At 59.0% G+C, this 17,164-nt stretch carries 12 protein-coding genes and 1 tRNA gene; 11 read left to right on the top strand and 2 right to left on the bottom strand.

Annotated features, from left to right (window positions below; translation table 11 throughout):
* The first annotated feature begins 4 nt into the window (after positions 1-4).
* The 6 genes from treS to FTO74_RS13705 all read left to right on the top strand — a co-directional run bounded on the left by treS (position 5) and on the right by FTO74_RS13705 (position 6,526).
* Positions 5-3,769 (top strand): maltose alpha-D-glucosyltransferase, encoded by a 3,765-nt coding sequence (gene treS / locus FTO74_RS13680; RefSeq protein WP_162538644.1) that lies wholly within the window; start codon positions 5-7, stop codon positions 3,767-3,769.
* Between the two features lie 71 nt (positions 3,770-3,840).
* Positions 3,841-4,650: a hypothetical protein gene (locus FTO74_RS13685; RefSeq protein ID WP_162538645.1), complete on the top strand. Its 810-nt coding sequence runs from the start codon at positions 3,841-3,843 to the stop codon at positions 4,648-4,650.
* Positions 4,651-4,655: 5 nt separating this feature from the next.
* Positions 4,656-5,024 (top strand): hypothetical protein, encoded by a 369-nt coding sequence (locus tag FTO74_RS13690; RefSeq protein WP_162538646.1) that lies wholly within the window; start codon positions 4,656-4,658, stop codon positions 5,022-5,024.
* A gap of 75 nt (positions 5,025-5,099) precedes the next feature.
* Positions 5,100-5,924 carry a hypothetical protein gene (locus FTO74_RS13695; RefSeq protein WP_162538647.1) on the top strand — a complete coding sequence of 275 codons (825 nt, stop codon included), beginning with the start codon at positions 5,100-5,102 and terminating at the stop codon, positions 5,922-5,924.
* A gap of 102 nt (positions 5,925-6,026) precedes the next feature.
* Positions 6,027-6,227: a hypothetical protein gene (locus FTO74_RS13700; RefSeq protein ID WP_162538648.1), complete on the top strand. Its 201-nt coding sequence runs from the start codon at positions 6,027-6,029 to the stop codon at positions 6,225-6,227.
* 98 nt (positions 6,228-6,325) lie between these two features.
* Positions 6,326-6,526, top strand: a complete 201-nt coding sequence (locus FTO74_RS13705; RefSeq protein ID WP_162538649.1) for a hypothetical protein — start codon at positions 6,326-6,328, stop codon at positions 6,524-6,526.
* A gap of 11 nt (positions 6,527-6,537) precedes the next feature.
* On the opposite strand, the gene FTO74_RS13710 is transcribed toward FTO74_RS13705, so the two are convergent.
* A complete protein-coding gene (locus FTO74_RS13710; RefSeq protein WP_162538650.1) occupies positions 6,538-7,890 on the bottom strand; it encodes a hypothetical protein in 1,353 nt (450 codons plus the stop codon).
* A 342-nt stretch (positions 7,891-8,232) separates the two neighbouring features.
* On the opposite strand from FTO74_RS13710, the gene FTO74_RS13715 reads away from it, so the two are divergent.
* The gene (locus tag FTO74_RS13715) at positions 8,233-8,709 is read left to right on the top strand and encodes a hypothetical protein (RefSeq protein ID WP_162538651.1); all 477 of its coding nucleotides are present in this window, start codon (positions 8,233-8,235) and stop codon (positions 8,707-8,709) included.
* Positions 8,710-9,017: 308 nt separating this feature from the next.
* Positions 9,018-9,094: transfer RNA gene (locus FTO74_RS13720), tRNA-Pro, on the top strand.
* Positions 9,095-9,264: 170 nt separating this feature from the next.
* Here FTO74_RS13720 and FTO74_RS13725 read toward each other — a convergent pair.
* Entirely contained in the window at positions 9,265-10,584 is a 1,320-nt protein-coding gene (locus tag FTO74_RS13725) for a hypothetical protein (RefSeq protein WP_162538652.1), read from the bottom strand.
* 170 nt (positions 10,585-10,754) lie between these two features.
* Here FTO74_RS13725 and FTO74_RS13730 point away from each other — a divergent pair, with 170 nt between their 5' ends.
* The 3 genes from FTO74_RS13730 to FTO74_RS13740 all read left to right on the top strand — a co-directional run bounded on the left by FTO74_RS13730 (position 10,755) and on the right by FTO74_RS13740 (position 17,127).
* Positions 10,755-14,237, top strand: a complete 3,483-nt coding sequence (locus FTO74_RS13730; RefSeq protein ID WP_255462271.1) for a carboxypeptidase regulatory-like domain-containing protein — start codon at positions 10,755-10,757, stop codon at positions 14,235-14,237.
* A 69-nt stretch (positions 14,238-14,306) separates the two neighbouring features.
* Positions 14,307-15,704: a metallophosphoesterase gene (locus tag FTO74_RS13735; protein WP_162538653.1), complete on the top strand. Its 1,398-nt coding sequence runs from the start codon at positions 14,307-14,309 to the stop codon at positions 15,702-15,704.
* Positions 15,667-17,127, top strand: a complete 1,461-nt coding sequence (locus FTO74_RS13740; RefSeq protein ID WP_162538654.1) for a multicopper oxidase domain-containing protein — start codon at positions 15,667-15,669, stop codon at positions 17,125-17,127. Before FTO74_RS13735 ends, FTO74_RS13740 begins: the two co-directional genes overlap by 38 nt.
* Positions 17,128-17,164: the final 37 nt, after the last annotated feature.

Below are 17,164 nucleotides of genomic sequence, written 5' to 3' on the forward strand. Positions count from 1 at the left end.
ACGAGTGAAGAAGCCCGCAAGCGCCACCGATCCACTTTGGTACAAAGACGCGATCATCTACGAGCTGCACGTCCGGGCCTTCGCCGACTCCAACAACGACGGCATCGGTGACTTCCCCGGCCTGCTCTCGCGGCTCGACTACCTGCAAGACCTCGGCGTCACCTGCATCTGGCTCCTCCCCTTCTTCCCCTCGCCCCTGCGTGACGACGGCTACGACATCGCCAACTACGTCGACGTCAACCCGTCCTACGGCACCCTGGCCGACTTCAAGACCTTCCTCGACGCCGCCCACCAGCGCAACATGCAGGTGATGATCGAGCTGGTCATCAACCACACTTCGGACCAGCACCCCTGGTTCAAGGCCGCCCGTCTCGCCCCACCCGGATCGCCCGAGCGCGAGATGTACGTCTGGAGCGACACCGACCGCCTCTACGACGGCGTCCGCATCATCTTCACCGACACCGAAAAGTCCAACTGGACCTGGGATGAGGTGGCCAAGCAGTATTACTGGCACCGCTTCTTCTCCCACCAGCCCGACCTCAACTTCGACCACCCCCGCGTCATGGAAGAGGTGCTCAACGCCATGCGCTTCTGGATGGACCTCGGCGTTGACGGCCTCCGCCTCGACGCCATCCCCTACCTGATCGAGCGCGACGGCACCAGCTGCGAGAACGTTCCCGAGACCCACGCCAAGATCAAAGAGATCCGCGCCGTCATCGACGCCGAGTACCAGAACCGCCTCGTTCTGGCCGAAGCCAACATGTGGCCCGCCGACGTGCGCCCCTACTTCGGCGACGGCGACGAGTGCCACATGGCCTTCCACTTCCCCCTCATGCCGCGCCTCTACATGGCGCTCCGGCAAGAGGACCGCCTCCCCATCACCGACATCATGGCCCAGACCCCGGCCATCCCCGACACCTGCCAGTGGGGCCTCTTCCTCCGCAACCACGACGAGCTGACCCTCGAGATGGTCACCGACGACGAGCGCGACTACATGTACCTCGCCTACTCGGCCGACCCGCGCATGCGCATCAACGTAGGCATCCGCCGCCGCCTCGCCCCTCTGGTCGACAACAACCGCCGCCGCATCGAGCTGCTCAACTCCGTCCTCCTCAGCTTCCCCGGCACGCCCATCCTCTACTACGGCGACGAGATCGGCATGGGCGACAACATCTACCTCGGCGACCGCAACGGCGTCCGCACGCCCATGCAGTGGAACTCCGACCGCAACGCCGGTTTCTCCAAGTGCGACCCCGCCCGCCTCTACTTCCCCGTCGTCATGGACCCCATCTACGGCTACCAGGTCGTCAACGTCGAGGCCCAGCTCTCCGACCAGTCCAGCCTCCTGCAGTGGACCCGCAACATGATCGCCCTGCGCAAGCTCTTCCAGGTCTTCGGGCGCGGTACCCTCACCTTCCTGAACCCGGCCAACCGGAAGATCCTCGCCTACCTGCGCGACCTCGACCGCGGCGACGGCTCCCACGAGACCGTCCTCTGCGTCGCCAACCTGAGCCGCTTCGCCCAGCCGGTCTCGCTCGACCTGAGCAACTACAAGGGCTTCGAGCCGGTGGAGATGCTCGGCTACGTCTCCTTCCCGATCATCGAGGACGCCCCTTACTCCCTTTCGCTGGCCCCCTACTCCTTCCTCTGGCTGGAGCTGCAACCCGCCAGCGTCCGGCCACCCGAGGCCGCAATCTCCCCCGTCCTCGCAACCATGGAGGCCGAAGCCGCCGTCGGCGAAAATCAGGAGGCAGCACTCGACCTGCTAACCAAGGGCTGGTCCGGCCTCCTGGCCGGTCACGGACTGGCTCTCCTCCAGACCACCCTCCCCACCTGGCTGCCGAAACAACGCTGGTTCGGAGCCAAGAGCCGGACGATCCACTCCGCGCGCGTGCTCGAGTGGGCCGAGCTACCCGAGATGGTCGCGGCCAACACCGCCATCCTCCCCACCAACTCGATCCCCGCCGCCAGCACCATCCCCCCGGCTCTCTTCTATATAGAGATCGGCTACGCGGACTCGGCCACCGACACCTACCAAATCCCACTGGCCTTCTCCACCGGACCAGACGCCGCTGCCCTCATCGCCGAGCACCCACTGACGGTTCTGGCGACGCTCACCACCCCCACCGGCCAAGCCGTACTCCACGACGCAACGACGCGAGAGGACCTGCGCCAAAGTCTGCTGACCTTGATCGAGCGCAACGCCCGGCTGACTCTCGGAACACCCCAAACTGCGGCTTTAGAAGTAGCGGCGACACTCACCGCAGCCGCCAGCGGCCACACCGCAAATCAGGCTCTGGCAACCGGAGAAGCAGCCGACCTGCTGCATCACCCCGAGCGCTCCGGGAGCGTCTCCCTGCGCCCGCACGAGCTATTCCCTGCCGCCGAAACCTCTCATCCATCACTTGAGGTTCCCTCCGCAACCGCCGAAGAAACAATCTCTGTTCCGCTGTCCACCACCTCGACCGGCGTACCAGTTACCCCGGCTCCAATCACAGCCCAGCCGGGAGAAGCAGCAGCCCCGCCACACTCTCCCGAACAGAACTCCGAGCCTCTTCCCCACGAGGCGCCAGTCCCCACCGGCACAATTGAGGCCCGTTTTTCCACAGCCTTTGCCTCAGCTCGGGGAGAACATCCTCTGCCATCTCGCACCGGCTCGGCAGAACAATCCAACACGTCCATTCTGTACGGCAAGCAACTGATTTTGAAGCTCTTCCGCCGCTTGCAGCCCGGAGAGAATCCCGACGTGGAGATAAGCCGCTTCCTCACCGAGACCGCCCACTTCCCGCGCATCGCCCCCTTCCTGGGCGAGATCACCCTTACCCCGCAAGCCACTGAAAAGACAACAGTTGCAATGCTCCAGGGACTGGTCGAAAACGAAGGAGACGGCTGGCAGTGGTTTCTCGACCGGCTCGGCGAGTACTTTACCGCAATCTCCGGCCTGCCCGCACCGCCCAACATGCCCCCAGCCAGCTTCCTGAGCGATAGCACGCCGATCCGCGAGGTTCTCGAACATGCAGGCCCGTCACTCGAAGCCGCCGCCCTGCTCGGCCGCCGCACCGCCGAGATGCACCTGGCGCTGGCCACTCCCACCGACGACCCCGCCTTCGCAGCCGAACCCATCACTCAGGAGTATCTGGACGCCGACTCCCTCCGCATCGACAGCCAGATCACCTCGGCCTTCGACCTTCTGAGAACGAAGCTCGCCGCCCTACAGGAGCACATCGCCGACGACGACGCCCTGCTGCTCTCCCGCCGCATCGACCTGCTCTCCCGCGCCCACGCCATCGCCGCAGCAGCACTCTCCGGCCAGCGCATCCGCATCCACGGCGACTACCACCTGGGCCAGATTCTGCGGGCGCAGGACGACTTCGTCCTGCTCGACTTCGAGGGCGAACCCGCCCGTTCGCTGGCCGAGCGCCGCCAGAAGCAGTCTCCTTTGAAGGACGTCGCCGGAATGCTCCGGTCATTCTCCTACGCGGCCCACTCCGGACTCGATCAATACATCAGGGATAACGATCTATCTCCCACAAACCAAAAGGAGATAACGATATGGACCAAGCTCTGGCAGAACTCCATTGCCGCCGAGTTCCTGAGAGGATACCGAGCGGCCATCGCCGCCGACCCGGCACTGCTGCCGCCGCCCCAACAGGCGCAAACCATGCTGAACGCCTACCTGCTCGAAAAGGCGCTCTACGAGCTGCTCTACGAGCTGAATAACCGGCCCACGTGGCTGCACATCCCGCTCTCCGGCATCCTGGCTCTTTAGCAACGCACTGGCCGTTTCTCGATAGCAGTACACTGATCGCTCTGGTAAACAGGTTCTTGAGAAAGTAACAAATGGCGACAGCAGATTCGATCCCCAACCTTACGCCCTCCGCCGCCCGCGCCGCCACCGGCCTGCTGGTGGTGCTCACGGCCATGCCCTCCGAGCCGGTAGAGACGCTGCTCAGCAACCTGGCCGCGACCTTTCCCGCCGACCAGATGACCATCGCCACGCCCGACCCGCTGCTCGCCGAGCAGCACCCGGAGCTGCGCTTCCTGACCGTAAACCCGACCAACTCCACCTGGACCCTGACGGCGGCCGACTTCATCAACGCCCACCAACTGGCCCAGAAGAGCGAGGCCCGCGCCGTCCTGATCCTCGGCCCGGCAGCCGACACCCTCGCCCCAGCCGCCCTCCAAGCCCTCGCCGCCGCCGTCGATTCAGCCGACCTGGCCATCCCCTGCTACGACCAGCCGCCCCGCGCCGGACTGGTCAACGCGGCGATCCTCTATCCCCTCACCCGGGCGCTCTTCGCCACCCGCGCCCGCTTCCCGCTGGCGCTCGACCTCGGCCTCTCCCTGCGGATGGCCGAGCGTTTAGCCGCTGCCGGACAGCGCTTCTCCACCCTCAGCCAAAGTGACGCCCTGCTCTGGCCCATCGACGAGGCCGCCGCCGCAGGCTTCACCATCCAGGAGATTGACGCCGGGCCGCGTACTCTGCCCCAGCCCACCGAGGCCGACCTGAACGCCGTCCTCGCGCTGGTGACCAGCTCGCTCTTCGCCGACATCGACGCCAAAGCCGCCTTCTGGCAGCGCGCCCGCCCCTGCCCCCTGCCCGTCACCCCATCCCGCAGGCTCCCGACAACGACGCCCCCGCCGACATAGCCCCCATGATCGAGGCCTTCCGCCTCGCCTACACCAACTTGCAGGAGATCTGGTCGCTGGTGCTGCCGCCAAACTCGCTCCTCGGCCTCAAGCGGCTCGCCGCCACCGACGGCCCCGCCTTCCGGATGCCCGAGAGCCTCTGGGCCCGCATCGTCTTCGACTTCCTCCTGGCCTACCGGCTGCGCACCATCAACCGAGGCCACCTGCTGGGCGCGCTCACTCCGCTCTACCTCGCCTGGGTGGCGAGCCACATCAACATCACCACCACAGGCGTAAGCTCCGAAAACCACATCGAAGCCATCGCCAACGCCTTCGAAATGGACAAACCCTACCTGGTCTCCCGATGGCGCTGGCCAGACCGGTTTAACCCATAGAAACATAGAGATACGGAAATTATCGCAACCGCTGCATCCATAACACCGCTGCTGCCCGATTCAAGGAGTTTCCCCATGCGAAACACGCTCGCTACCATGCTCCAGCCCGACCCATACCAGGCCGTATCCCAGCCGATCTACGTGGACAATACCTCGATCTGGCACCATATGTCCGACGCGCTGCACGACTCGCTCTACCGGGTTCTCTCGCTGCTGGTCGCGATTTTGCCCGGTATTCTGGCGTTTTTCGTGGCGCTCGCGGTTCTGACGGCCATCGGCATGGGTATCTCGGCGCTGCTGCGGCGCGGGCTGACAGCGGCCAAGTTCGACGAGCGGCTGGCGCGTAACCGCACCGCCGGAGTCACCGACTGGACCCCCTCCACCGCACCCACCGAGATCGTCGCCCGCGGCGCGTTCTGGCTCTGCGTGCTGCTGGGACTGGTGATCGGGGTCTCCTCGTTCGACGCCTCGTTGGCGACCGGCTCTACGCTGCCCTTCTCGCTGCTGCCCTACCTTACCCACTCGGTTGGAGCTATCCTGCTGCTCTTTGCCGGGAATATTATTGCTCGTTTTCTGGCTCGGTCGGTGTTGATCGGGGCGGTCAATGCACAGTTGCAGTATGCCCGGTTCCTGTCGCTGGGGGTGAAGTGGCTGGTGCTGGTTTTGACCGCTGCCATGATTCTTGACCATCTTCAGATTGGTGGGACTGTGGTGGAGTTGGCTTTTGGGATCTTGTTTGGGGGGATTGTGTTGACCTTGTCGCTGGCTGTTGGGCTTGGATCGCGTGAGCTGGTGAGCCGGTCGCTCGAGAGCCGGGTGGATCGGACGGCGGAACGGACGGTTGTGCCGCCTCCGGGAGCGCAGGGACATGCTCCCAGTGAGAGCATTCGGCATTTTTAAGTAAGTGCCTTCCAGAAGTAAGGACCTTCCAAGCGGAATGGGTTAGGCCGGGAAAAGAAAGCATACCTCGGGGGCTAAAGCCCGCTTCTGTGGTGGCTTTGAATGTCCGGGCGACATTCCCCAGAAGCGAAGACAACAGTAGATGCAAAAACAAAAACAACGACAAGAACAAAAACAGAAGCAGATTCCTCCGCTTCGCTCCTGAATGACAACAAAAGAACAAGCAACGGCAAGAACAAAAAACAAGCAACGGCAAGAACGAAAAAACAGGCGGCCGGGAGAACAATGGCAACGGTGTTCTAACGTCGGTTCCGGTTTGCTGGAAATTTCGTTACTGCACCAGTTACAACTGCATCTGAGTGGCGCTACAATCTGCGGCAAGGATTGCGGGAGGCACTGCCATGCACCCAAACCTCGGACGCGATATTCCCCTTGTACTCGGCATCATTGCGCTCTCCATCGGCGTCTTCCGCGCGGCCACGGACCGCTGCACCAATACGCTCGACGGAGAGAATCCGCAGTGGTTCTGCCGGGCGATGTTCTACTTCATCGGCACGGTACTGATCTGCTTTGGGATACTTGGCCATTACAGTCCCTACTAAAGAGCCATGTGTTATCGCTCGTATCCCCACTCGTTAATCATGTGAAAGCCGCGCGTCAACAATGGGTAAGACGCTGGGGTCGGCACGCGGTGGAAGGTCAGCACCTTGCCGCCCGTGTTCAGCACCAGCACATCCGTCGCGGGCGTCTGCCACGTGTACTTCACCGCTCCGCCGCCACCGCGGCTGACCATCCCCAGCGTGTGGGCGCTCTCGTTGTAGGTCAGGTACATCCGCCAGAGCATTCCGTCGGTCGAACGAGCCATGCCGCGCGTCAGGCTGTCGATGGAGATCTCGTGCCAGGGAACGCCGCCTACGGTCTTCGGCATCTCCGAGCTGGCGTCGAGTGTCCACAGCCCGATAATCGGTGAGGGCCGCACTGAATCCGTATAGGCTCGGTAGCGGTCGCCGTCGTACTTGATGTAGCCCGCGATGGCGAAGACGAAGAAGGCGATCTCGATGGCCGCTGTCGCTACCTTGAAGCTGTGGCGCGAGGCGGGAGGCACCCAGACGCCGACCGGGTTCGACGGCTGGTGCAGGACGAAGAAGCTCCACAGCGGCTTGATGTCGGGCAGCATGACGAAGAGCGACATCAGCAGCAGGTGGATGGCGTAGAGCTTTACCGGCACGTCGAAGAAGAGGTTGTAGAGCACCACGTTTGTCATGACGAAGGCGCTGATGATAGCCCCGGCCAAGGCTGTGCGGCGGAAGAGGATGAGCAGGCCGCCGATGATCTCCGCCGCGCCGCAGACGCGCTCGTACATGGGCACCAGACCCAGCATCGTCCACAGCAGGGTCATCGGAGAGGTCTGTCCCAGAGGCTCGTTCAGCACGGCCATGTTCGGCGGCTGCATCTGGATGGGGTAGAGCTTGTAGAAGCCGTACTGCAACATGCCCATGCCGATATTGAGCCGGACCAGGAAGCGCAGCCACGCGTAGAGCGTCTGATAGTGCGGACGCCGCCAGTCGAGCACCGACCAGATGGCCGTGCCGACGACAGCGGTGCCGAGGAAGCTGGCGCTGAGCAGGTAGTTCAGCATGGTGTCGCCGCTGCCGTCCTTGTGCCAGACGGCGGCGATACCGGTGAGGTGAAACGCCCGGACGCCCCACCACTGCGTGAAGATGAGGAACGGAGTGTCCAGCACCCCGTGAATCCAGCGGTCGAGCGACGGGAAGGGCTGCAGGATCGTGAAGATCGTCACGTTGGTGTTGCAGAACATGTACAACACCAAGTAGATGAAGGCCAGGCGGAAGCCGATCTTCGCGGGCAGGGACCAGCGGTGCGTCTCGTCTGCACTGGAGACTGGGCTGGCGTCGGCGGACGGCGACTCGGCGTAGGGAACGGCGGGGGCGGTCGAACTGCTCATGCAAGATTACCTCTACAGGAGTGGGCTGCTGCCTTGTCTGCAATCTCTCTTCAGAACTGCCTGCGAATCATTTATTCAATTTTTGATGGGACGGGAGTGTGCCGGTAGTGTATCGCGACCCAGGTCTTCTGCGGCCTGAATCTTGTTTCAGAAACCGGGGTTTGGTTACCGCAGAAGGAATTCCCACACTGGGAATATGGGCCGGAAGCAACCTTTATTTTCCAAATCCATCCAATCTAACTGCGTTAGTCTGTCCGAAGCCTGCCCTCAGCGAGGAAACGGTACACCGCAGTATCGAGTACAACCAGTGGAAGACACTGCAATAGATCGAGAGGGTTTTAAATGCGTGGATTGAAGGTTTTACTCAGCGGCGCAGCGTTGCTCGCCTCCCTGGCCTACGCGCCATCGGCCAATGCGCAGATCGCCATCAGCATCGGTGGACCGCCGCCGGTATGCCCCTATGGGTACTATGACTATGCTCCCTACTCCTGCGCGCCGATGGGCTTCTACGGGCCGGGATACTTCTATAACGGCATCTTCCTCGGCGTCGGCCCCTGGTCCAACTGGGGCTACGGCCATGGCTGGGGCGGGCATCGCTTCGGCGGCCCGGGCGGCGGACGCTACTTCCCCCGTGGCGGGCGTGGATACGCGGGACGCCCCGGAGGCGCCTATCGTGGCGGCGGACGCGTCGGCGGTGGACGGCCGGTAGCTCGTGGCGGCTTTGGTGGCGGACGTCCCGGCGGCGGAGCCCATGTCGGCGGCGGACACCCCGGTGGCGGCGGGCACGCGGCTGGTGGCCACGGCGGCGGACACCGCTAGACTGGTCGATTCGGATGCAGGCGAGTTGAGCGGAGCTACATTGGCTCCGCTCAACTCGGTCTGCTTGGGTGCGAGACGCTCAGCCAACCGGCACAGAATCGCGCTGCCACAGATCGACGATGGGCCGGTGCATTATGGGGCCTATTCTTGTTGAAATCGGTCTGGGGAGGAGATCTCGAGGCCATGCACGCAAACGTCACAATCTCTGATATTCTTAGTGAGTCGGTAAGCCAGCCATCGCGCCGTATCCCGTGGCGTTGAAAATCATGGCCAGCACCCTTCCACCGGCATCCACTCACCAATCGGTTCGGGGCGTAGCGCAGTCTGGTAGCGCACCTGGTTCGGGACCAGGGGGTCGGAGGTTCGAATCCTCTCGCCCCGACCATTTCTAAAATCAATGACTTATGTGGGTTTCCATCCTGGCCTGGATGCTAAGCCAGGGTACACGGCGGTAGGTATAACGCCGTACTGGCAGGCAAGCTGAATGATCGCCTGCGTGAGCGTATCTTCGTCGTCCAGAGAACATCAAGGAGACGCATTACATCTGCTGCACAATCAATGTGCGGTTCCAGGAAGACGATGACAGGCTACTACGTCGAAGTTATTAAGAGACGAAGCCATCGTGTTTACGCGCAGTAAGATCTCAAACTGGGTCTTGGGATCGTGAACATCGACACCATGCTCCTGAAGCACGCGAGAGATTGAATCCATATCCGTGACCAGCCTGTAAGCCGCCCCCGTGGCTGCGGAGTTGGAGCCGGCCAGGATCAGAACGTGCCCTGTTTGATTCGGATTCGTGAGCAATCCAATAATCGCAAACGCCTGTCCTGTGCCCCACCCTGGGGTCGTGGGGACATAAACGGATGTTTCTCCGTGTTCGGCGTGTCGGTTATTAATAATTTCCTCGTGTCGCGCTGGGTCATACGTGAAGTAAAAATCGAGCCGGTCCTGAAAGAGGGCGACCCAGGGATCCGACACTGGGCTGCCGAGTAGTATGAAGTTATCTTCCGTTTTGAAATCCTGGGATTGAAGGGCTCTGGCGCGATATGTGTTAATCGGTCCCGACGGGAGCAAACTCCTGACACTGAGGGCAAAGTCGGCGTCAATAATAGGAACGTTATACCCCTTGAAAAGCCGTGCTACAACGCTGGAAGGATGATCCAGTAGCTGTTGAGAGGGTACGTAATGATGATCTGCGTAGTCCGTGAGTGAAATCTCATTTCCCGTGATCCCTTGAAGAACAACGATATCGGGATCGCTAAACACAATCTTCAATTGCTTTCGACGCGGCAGCATAGCCGACCATGGCAGACGGTCAGCCTTGGCTGACTGTATTCGATAGTGGTACACACTCATCAAAAGTCCCAACACCGCTAAAGCCAACGCTATCGGGAAGAGATGACGCCAGATGGATGGCCGTGTGACTGGTGGGTGAAGGATCTCCGTCGGCTCGGATGGCTGCGGAGGATAGGTCACTTCTGGTGAGGCAGCCTGCTCAATTAGCCCAATGACGTATGCTCCGGGAGGCAGGTCAAGACGGATGTTTGTTTCTACATCGTCATAGAAACGCTTCAGCCGCCTTCTGACGTCTGTCGCAGTGACACGCACGATCGCATCCTCACCTGTATCGTAGGCAGGGTCACGACCGAACAACTGCATCCCGATCATGCGTTCCTTCAGCTCATCATGCTGGCCGGCCAGCGTCTTATCAAGGAGATGTTGTAGAAACTCACAACTTCTGCGACTTCTGCTGAACGCTTGACTTGTTACGATCTGATCAACATGATGCCGTACCTCGTTCGCGCGAGAAACGATCAAATCGGTCCGGAGCGTGAACGAATCTTGATTCCATGGTTCCGACTTTATCGGCTTCACACAGTGAACATATCAAACCCGCAATTCATGACTGTTAAAATCCCCGTTACGCAATAAATCGCTTATTTACAGAAACATGCCGAACCGTTAGGAATCCGGTCTTAACTACCGGCTTGATGTCTGACGTGTGTACATAAAGGAGGAACGCTGATTTCACTGGCAGTCGGGAGATGAAAGTGAAGCTAAGTCGTCAAGGATTCCGAAATATCGTTTGGGCACTGGCTTGTTTGATGGGCCTCCACATATGTATGTATGGGCAATCGGATACCAGTACGATTGCAGGTTTCGTCAAGGACCCGTCGGGAGCCCTGGTTCGCAAGGCACAAATCACCGTGACCTCCGAGGCAACCCAGGAAAGCCATACGATCGCCACCGATGGAAGTGGTTACTACTCGATCTCGAGCCTTCCCGCCGGCTTTTATACCGTTGCTGTCCGGATGCAGGGATTCAAACTCTTTGAAAGTATCCATAATAAGCTGGACGCATCGTCGACATTATCGATCAACGCTGCACTGACCGTTGGGGCATCGGATGAGTCTGTAGAAGTGACCGCGAGTGCCAGTCTGATTCAGACTGATTCCGGCGCGGTTCAGCACCAAATCACCGAAGAGCAGATTCAGCATCAGGAACTCAATGGCCGTAATCCCGTCTACATGGCTGAGTTGTTGCCCGGCGTGATAACGGGAGCCACGCTGGGTGATTTCAATTTCAGCGTAAGCAAGCCCGGCTATGCAATCAACGGAGCGGAGCAGACAGATACAACGGTGACGATTGACGGCGCCCCTGCTGTGCGCACTCGTGCAAACACATACGTAATTGGTACGCCGAACGTTGATTCAACCGAAGAGATGCAGGTACTCACCTCGGCGTACGCAGCCGAATACGGCGGAGCTGGAGGCGGTCAGGTCCGTATGGTCAGCAAAAGCGGAACTACCGATTTCCACGGAACGGCGTATGAATATCTACGGAATTCGGCGCTGAATGCGAATACCTGGTCGCGTAACCAGAGTCCAACAACAGCCTTCGCATCGCCCTTTCGATATAACGACTTCGGCTTTGCCGTGGGAGGGCCAGTCTGGGCTCCGGGCCTGCCATCAATACTGCGGAGAAAGCTCTTCTGGTTCGTCGCTGAAGATTGGATTCGTTACCGGTATACCGATACGCAGTTTGAAACCGTACCGACAGCCCTGATGCGCCAAGGTAATTTCAGCGAGTTGCTCGGCTCCAACCCGTTTTACAGCACTCCCAGGATCATCTCTAATCCAAATAACTGCACAACAACCAATGGAAAGAAGACTTGTGTACCCTTCCCTGGGAACATCATCCCCAAAAATCTGTGGAGTTCCAACGGCATGGCTCTCTTGAATGCCTATCCCGCGCCAACTCCAGGCTTGCTGGTTAATGGAGATCAGAACTGGGAAGCCACGGCTCCTCACCCTATCAATCAGCGCAAGGGCTCCTATAACTTCGATTTCGTTTGGAACGACAAGCACCGCATCTCGTTCCGAAGAACAGATCTTTCTTATAACGAGTATTCTGCTCTGGACCAGGGATCGGGGCTGACGGGCAAGTATAAATTGTGGCCGAACCAGACGAATACCCTTGCCTGGGTTTGGACTATCACCCCAACCATCATCAATGAAGCGAATGGAAGTCTTAGCATCGACCGCGTATCAAATCCAGTCAATGCGTCTTTGCCGGGATTCAATCGATCTGAGTTGGGAATTAACTACAACTATATAGTTCCCGGGGGTAAGGATCTCGACAAGATTCCAAGTCTTAGCCTTCCGAGTCCTTTCTATAGCTTGAGCGGCGGACCATATCCGTCGCACTCCGGTGGTCCAATCTATACATTCAGCGACAGCCTGTCGTTAGCAACCCGGAATCACATGTTAAAGTTCGGGTTTCGATATGACTATCGGGGTGAGGATGACGACGATCAGATCAACATCACTACTGTCCCCGGAGGCAGCAACAATCAGAACGGGACCTTTACCCTCAGTGACTCCTACACGAATGGTAGCGGTTTGGGGCTAGCTAACCTGGCATTGGGATTGGCTGATAGCTATACCGAAATCGGACCACGGGCGGACACCACATGGCGTGGCGCCATGTATGAACTGTTTGCACAGGATTCCTGGAAGATCACTCCCAGGTTGCATATCGACTACGGCGTTCGCGATACGCTCGTTTTCCCATTCCATGCGCTCTGGGGGAACGCCGCTTTCTTTGACCCTGCTTTGTATAACCCGACACAGGCAGTCAGCATCAACCCGAGCACAGGTCTGGTCAACCTGGGCAGCGGCAACCAATATAACGGCATGGTCATTCCGGGCCTCTCCGGTTTCCCCAACGGTGCGGTGCAGCATGGAGTCTATCAAGCCAACTTTCCGACAATGTATGCTCCTCTGTTCAATAACAGATTGCCTCGCGGTTTGCTCGATCATCAAAATGCCCTTCAGCCACGCGTGGGTGTTGCATATCAATTCACCGATAAGACAGTGGTCCGTGCTGGCGGCGGCCGGTTTCTTACGCGAATGGGATTGGTGGACAACATCTTCCCCGGCGGAAACTCTCCATTCCAGCCTTTTGTTACCGTAACCGGCATTTCGATCGACAACCCGGGAGCCAAGTTAACGTCTGTTGCGACTCCCACGCTGACAGTAACAACTCTGGATCGCAATATGAAACAGCCGGAAGGATGGAACTGGAACGTCACGGTAGAAAGAGAGCTTCCCGGTCATTCAGTGCTGTCTGTCGCATACGTCGGTCGCCGAGGACTTCATAATTGGTACTCCGAGGATGCAAACCAGCTCCCCGCCGGAACCACATATGCGAACCCCGGTATCAACAAAGCGGCCCTGGCACCGTATAGAGGCTACTCTTCCATCCTGACGGAGGTGAGTCGTGGTAGCTCTCGATACAATTCGTTGCAGGTTTTCTGGAATCGCAGGTTCACCCACAGCCTGGGCTTCTCTGCTGCATACACCTTGTCCAAAAGCATGGACAATAGCTCAAGCTATAGCGACATCGTACCGGATACGTACAACACGAGTAATCTTTGGGGACCTTCAACCTTCGACGTTCGCCATGCCTTTGTTAGCACCTTCACCTATGACTTGCCGTTCCTGAGGAACCAGCAACATCTTGCCGGCAAGGTGCTCGGCGGTTGGCAGCTTAGTGGCACTGCTCAATTTTTGGCTGGAGCTCCGGGAAGCGTCTACAGCACCAACACCGATTACGCAGGCATCGCTGACCCTGGCCTGCCTCAGTTTTGGGTGCTGAACGGAAAGCCGACGTATCCGCGGCAATTTTCAAAGAGCACATCGGCCTCAGCCACTTACTTCAATACGACTACCTCCTCCGGACAACCGTTGTTTACCGCACCCGCGCAAGGAACCTTCAACCTGCAGCATGGGATTCGAGATGTCATCTATGGTCCGGGCTTCCAGGATTGGAATGCTGGGTTGTTCAAGAAGTTTGCCATCAATGAACGAAACGCCTTTGAGTTCCGCTCCGAGGCCTACGATGTGTTCAACCACCCCAACTGGTCAGGCCCCAACCTCACACCCGGCAATTCCACCTTCGGCAAGGTCACCAGCAAAACCGGCCTTTCACGACAGCTTCAATTGTCAGTTCGATACTCGTTCTAAGAAGAGGGAGACGGATATCTCTTCCGTCTCCCTCTTCTTCTTTACGCCTACTCCGGAGGAGTGCAAATCTTGCTTCGATTCTTTTCAAACCGTCCCGTGTTCCTATTGTCCTTAGCATCTTCCCTGAGCCTGATATCGGTTGCCCAGGTGACGCCCCACAAGTCACCGTTATTGCCTTTGTCTGAATCGATCTTAATGCGCATCCCGGCCGACTATCGTGCCGAGGCGCAGGCGAAGATCAAGCAGACCGAAGAGATTCAGCAACAAGCCGAGAAGATGCCAGACAACGAACTCGTCGCAACCATACTGCACGTTCTCGGAGACATGCCGTCGGAATCCACTTTTTTACTCGACCGGCTTGAAAAAGAACCCTCTGCGGCGCTTCGCATCGACGTCATTCGGGGGCTTGAGAAACATTGGCAAGGCGGTCAGGACATATCGGCCCTCGAGCATCATGCCTCGTCCGATCCTGACGTAACTGTTTCCATCGCCGCGGCCGAGATGCTCAAGGAGGCGCGGATAGACTCTTTGAATCGACTGCTCAACGCGAGGCTCGGATCTGCGGTGGCCGCCGGCGATATTCATAGCGCTGGACTGGTGCTGGACGAGCAGAAGCTGCTGCAGCAGACGCGCTACGGTATTGGTTTTCCTTCGTTCATGCGTATGCCGCCGCCGCTGTTCTCCGTAGCACCGGCAGACAAGCCGATTCGCGTGCTGGCGTTTGGCGACTTTGGAACCGGTTCAGCGGCGCAGAAGCAGACCGCTGCGGCGATGGTGGCGTATCACAAGACCCATCCGTTCGATTTCGGTTTGACGCTTGGCGACAACTTCTACGCGCGCGGCATGAACAGTCCCGACGATCCGCGTTGGCAGACGCAGTGGGAACAGCTTTACAGCCCGATGCACATCCCTTTCTACGCCGTGCTCGGCAATCATGACTGGAGCGGCGCCGACAGTCCAGCGGCAGAGGTTCTCTATTCGGCCAAAAGCCAGAGCTGGCACATGCCCGCGCCGTATTACACGTTCACCGCTGGCTCCGTGCAGTTTTTTGCCTTCGATACTCCGGCGGTCGATGAAGCGGAGCTGAAGTGGCTCGATGAGGAACTTGGCAAAAGCACCGCGCAGTGGAAGATAGTCTACGGCCACTACCACATCTACTCGGCGACGCGCGGCGACAATAAAGAGCTTATCGCGCGGCTTCTGCCGATTCTTAAAAAGCACAACGTCGATGTGTATTTGAACGGCCACGACCACAATTTGCAGGAGCTGAAGCCGGAGGGGAGTGTTCACTTCTTTGTCAGCGGTGGGGGCGGCGCGGGCCTCTATGAGATGAATCCGTACGACCGCTCCGTATTTCGGCAGAAGGTCAACGGCTTCACGGTTCTCGAAGCCGATAGCAAGACCCTTGCAATTTGTTTTATAGGTACGGATGGAAGTGAGCTATATCGTCGAACTCTCACCAAGTAATGGGCTACAGAACGATGGGCGAGTAACTCGCCGCGGCTTTCTCACAGGAGCCGCGGCGGCCGCCGCTGGGCTTGCTGCAAGCCCAGCATGGGCAGCTCTGCAGAAACACGACACTCCGGCCGACGTGACACTGCGCATTGGCCCAGTGACAACCGACGTTGCTCCCGGAAAGACGATCCACACCACGGGATATAACGGCAGCGTGCCAGCGCCGCTGATTCGTCTGCGCGAAGGCGTTCCTGTCACCGTGGACCTCTTCAACGACACCGATATTCCGGAGTATGTTCACTGGCATGGCTTTCCTTTGAGCGCAGCTATGGATGGCACGCAGGAGGAGAATAGTTTGTCTGTGCCGCCGCATGGGCATCTTCGCTATCGCATGACGCCGCAGGCGGCCGGTTCGCGATGGGTGCATTCGCATGTGATGACGATGGACGATCTCACTGTGGGCCTGTACAGCGGCCAGTTTGGGTTCGTCTATGTTGAGCCGAAGAAGAACTCCGGCCGCTACGACCAGGAGATCTTTCTCTCCACGCATGAGTGGGAGCCTTTCTTCCTCGATATGGATGACGACGACAATCCCTCTGCCGTGGAGGAGTTCGGTGAAACCGATTGGGGCTCCAGCATGGTTGAGGTCGGCTATCGCATCGGCTCGATCAATGGCAAAGCGCTTGGTCATGGAGAACCGGTTCGCGTCAAAGAAGGACAGCGCGTTCTGTTCCATATCCTCAATGCCAGCGCGACCGAAAATATTCAGCTTGCTCTTCCTGGTCACGAGTTTCTTGTTATTGCACTGGATGGAAATCCAGTGCCACGGCCCTGTAAAGTTCCTTCGCTTGATCTGGGTGCTGCCGAACGGGTCGACGCCATCGTCGAGATGAACTGTCCCGGCGTCTGGGTTCTGGGATCGACCGATGACGACGTACGCGGCGCGGGCCTGGGAGTTTTGATCGAATATGCGGGCCACAGTGGCATTGCGATGAATGCGCGTGCTACTGCTGCGCCGTGGGATTACACGCAGTTCGGTCTGCCGCGTCCGCAGCCGCCTGTCGACGTAACGCTGCCGATGGTTATTGCACGTGTTCCTCCCGGCGAGAACGGCATGGAACGATGGACGATCAACGGTAACAGCTATCGCTCATCGAATCCGCCCGTGGTTTTGCGCAAAGGCGTGCGTCACCGGTTTGCATTCCACAACACCAGCTCCGATGCGCATCCGCTGCATCTGCATCGCAGCTCATTTGAGTTGACTCGCATTGACGGAAGGGTCACCGGCGGCTTGTTGAAGGATGTTGTTCTCATCGGCGCGCATCAGCGGATGGAAGTCGATTGGACGCCCGAGGGAGAGGGCCCTGTGCTCTTTCATTGTCATAACCAGTTCCACATAGATCGAGGTTTTCAGATGTTGTTTGACGTGAGGTAGGTTGCAGACGTTCTGCCGACACGAGTTAAGGTTTTTT

Origin of the sequence: Granulicella sp. WH15 (assembly GCF_009914315.1) — a bacterium.
In the GTDB taxonomy this organism is placed as follows: Bacteria; Acidobacteriota; Terriglobia; order Terriglobales; family Acidobacteriaceae; genus Edaphobacter.